This is a genomic window from Luteibacter sp. P4_D7_3 (assembly GCF_056401735.1).
Window position 1 is genome coordinate 1 of record NZ_JBFUIT010000413.1, and the last position, 2,922, is coordinate 2,922.

2 protein-coding genes are annotated in these 2,922 nt (G+C 64.5%); both read left to right on the top strand.

Annotated elements, in window-relative coordinates; all coding sequences use genetic code 11:
- The coding region (locus tag AC1DSN_RS20800) for a proton/sodium-translocating pyrophosphatase (RefSeq protein ID WP_477332605.1) at positions 1–1,285 on the top strand (1,285 nt) is incomplete at its 5' end.
- Between the two features lie 105 nt (positions 1,286–1,390).
- Positions 1,391–2,922 (top strand): prolyl oligopeptidase family protein (locus AC1DSN_RS20805; RefSeq protein WP_477332607.1); only part of this gene is annotated, 1,532 nt, incomplete at its 3' end.

Here is a 2,922-nt window from a genome sequence, read left to right on the forward strand (position 1 = left end):
GTCGGGGGTGCTGTTCCCGCTGGTGCTGGGCGGGGCGTCGATCATCGCGTCGGTGATCGGCACGTTCTTCGTGAAGACCCGCGGCGGCAAGATCATGAATGCGCTGTATGCCGGCGTCTTCGTTTCCGCCCTGCTCGCCGCGATTGCCTTCTGGCCGATCACCCAGTCGATGATGGCGGATTCCGCCTATGGCGCCGGCCGCATTTACGGCTGCGCGATCATCGGCCTGGTGCTCACGGGGGCCATGGTGGTGATCACCGAGTACTACACGGCAACGGAATACGGGCCGGTGCGCCATGTGGCCAAGTCGTCCACCACGGGCCACGCGACGAACATCATCGCCGGCCTCGGCGTCTCGATGAAGTCCACGGCCCTGCCTGTGCTGGCTGTTTGCGCGGCCATCTGGGGCGCCTTCGCGTTCGCCGGGCTGTACGGGATCGCCATCGCGGCGACGGCCATGCTCAGCATGACCGGCATGATCGTGGCGCTGGACGCGTATGGCCCGATTACCGATAACGCCGGCGGCATCGCCGAGATGGCGGACCTGCCGCCCGAGGTGCGCGGCGTCACCGATCCGCTCGACGCCGTGGGCAACACGACCAAGGCCGTGACCAAGGGCTATGCCATCGGTTCGGCCGGTCTCGCCGCCCTCGTGCTGTTCGCCGATTACACGCACAACCTCAACGAACACTTTGGCGGCACGGAGATACGCTTCGACCTTTCCAACCATTACGTGATCATCGGCCTGCTGATCGGCGGTCTGATTCCGTACCTGTTCGCGGCCATGGCCATGGAAGCGGTGGGTCGCGCGGCAGGCGCCGTGGTCGAGGAAGTGCGCCGCCAGTTCCGCGAGATCTCCGGGATCATGGAGGGCACGACCAAGCCTGACTATTCCCGCGCGGTGGACATGCTCACGCGTTCGGCGATTCGCGAAATGCTGGTGCCTTCACTCCTTCCGGTGCTGGTGCCGGTGGTGGTGCTCTTCGGCTTCAAGTGGCTGGGCGGCTCCGAGGCGGGCGCGCAGGCGCTGGGTGGCGTGCTGATCGGTACCATCGTCACCGGCCTGTTCGTTGCCATCTCGATGACGACCGGTGGCGGCGCCTGGGACAACGCCAAGAAGTACATCGAGGATGGCAACTTCGGTGGAAAGGGTTCGGACGCGCACAAGGCCGCCGTCACCGGCGACACCGTGGGCGACCCGTACAAGGACACGGCGGGCCCGGCGGTGAATCCGCTGATCAAGATCATCAACATCGTGGCGCTGTTGCTGATTCCGTTTCTCTGAGCCATGCGGCCTCTGACTTGGTAGGAGTAGCCCGGAAGTCATGGGCCTTCGGGCCCGCCGGGTAAGCTATGGTCCGGGTTCCGCTCAATCTCGGAACCCGGAACCATGCATCGACGCTGGATTGCGCTCGTCATCGCCCTTACCTTCAGTGGCATGACTCAAGCCCACGACACCCCGCATACCGCCGCTCCCGCCACCCAGGCCGGAGCCGATGACGAAAATCTCTGGCTGGACGATATCGACGGCGCCAAGCCGCTCGAGTGGGTCAAGGCGCGTAACGCCGAGACCGTGGCGAAGTACGCCGAGAGCCAGGACTTCAAGACGCTGGACGCGCGCCTCCTGGAGATGCTCGATTCCGACGCGAAGATCCCGATGGTTTCGAAGATCGGCGACCACTTCTACAACTTCTGGCGCGACAAGCAGCACCCCAAGGGCCTGTGGCGCCGTACCACGCTGGCCGAGTACCGCAAGGACAAGCCGGCCTGGGACACCGTGATCGATCTCGATGCGCTCGCCGCGTCCGAAAAAGAGAACTGGGTATGGCACGGCGTGCAGTGCCTGAAGCCGGACTACCGCCGCTGCCTCGTCTCGCTGTCGCGCGGCGGTGCGGATGCCGACGTGATCCGCGAGTTCGATCTCTCGACCAAGGGCTTCATCAAGGACGGCTTCGCCCTGCCGGAGGCCAAGAGCCAGGTCGCCTGGATCGACGACGACCATATCTATGTCGCCACGGATTTCGGTCCGGGCTCGATGACCACCTCGAGCTACCCGCGCATCGTCAAGGAATGGAAGCGCGGCACGCCGCTGGCTTCCGCTCAAACCGTGTACGAAGGTAAGGACAACGACCTTTCCATCTCGGCCTATCGCGATCGCACGCCGGGCTTCGAGCGCGATTTCGTGCAGCGCGCACTGGAGTTCTACAGCTCCGAGACCTTCCTGCGCGGCAAGGACGGCTCGCTGACGAAGATCGACGTGCCCAACGACGCCGAGACCGATGTCGAACGCGAATGGCTGCTTGTCGAGCTGCGCACGGCGTGGACGGTCGGCGGCAAGACCTATCCCTCCGGCTCGCTGGTCGCCACGAAGTTCGACGATTTCATGGCTGGCAAGCGCGACTTCACCGTACTTTTCACACCCGACGAGCACACGTCGCTGGCGGGTCATTCGTGGACGCGCCACCATCTGATCCTCACCGTGTCGCACGACGTGGTCACCCAGATCAAGGTCCTGACGCCAGCCGATACCGGTGCCTGGAAGGAAGATACGCTCAGCGGTGCACCGGCCCTCAGCAACATGCAGGCCGGCGGTATCGATGCCGACGACACGGACGAATACTTCCTCACCGTGACCGGTTTCCTGCAGCCCACCACGCTCTATTACGGCACCCTCGGCCAGGGTGAGCGCGAGGCGATCAAGCACAGCCCGGCCTTCTTCGATGCCTCGAAGTTCGTCGTCAGCCAGCACTTCGTCACCTCCAAGGACGGCACCAAGGTGCCCTACTTCGAAATCGCGCCGAAGGCCCTGAAGGCCGACGGCACTAACCCGACCCTGGTCTACGGTTACGGCGGTTTCGAGATATCGCTCGAGCCGGCCTATGCCGCGGGTGCCGGACGCGCCTGGCTGGAAAAGGGTGGCGT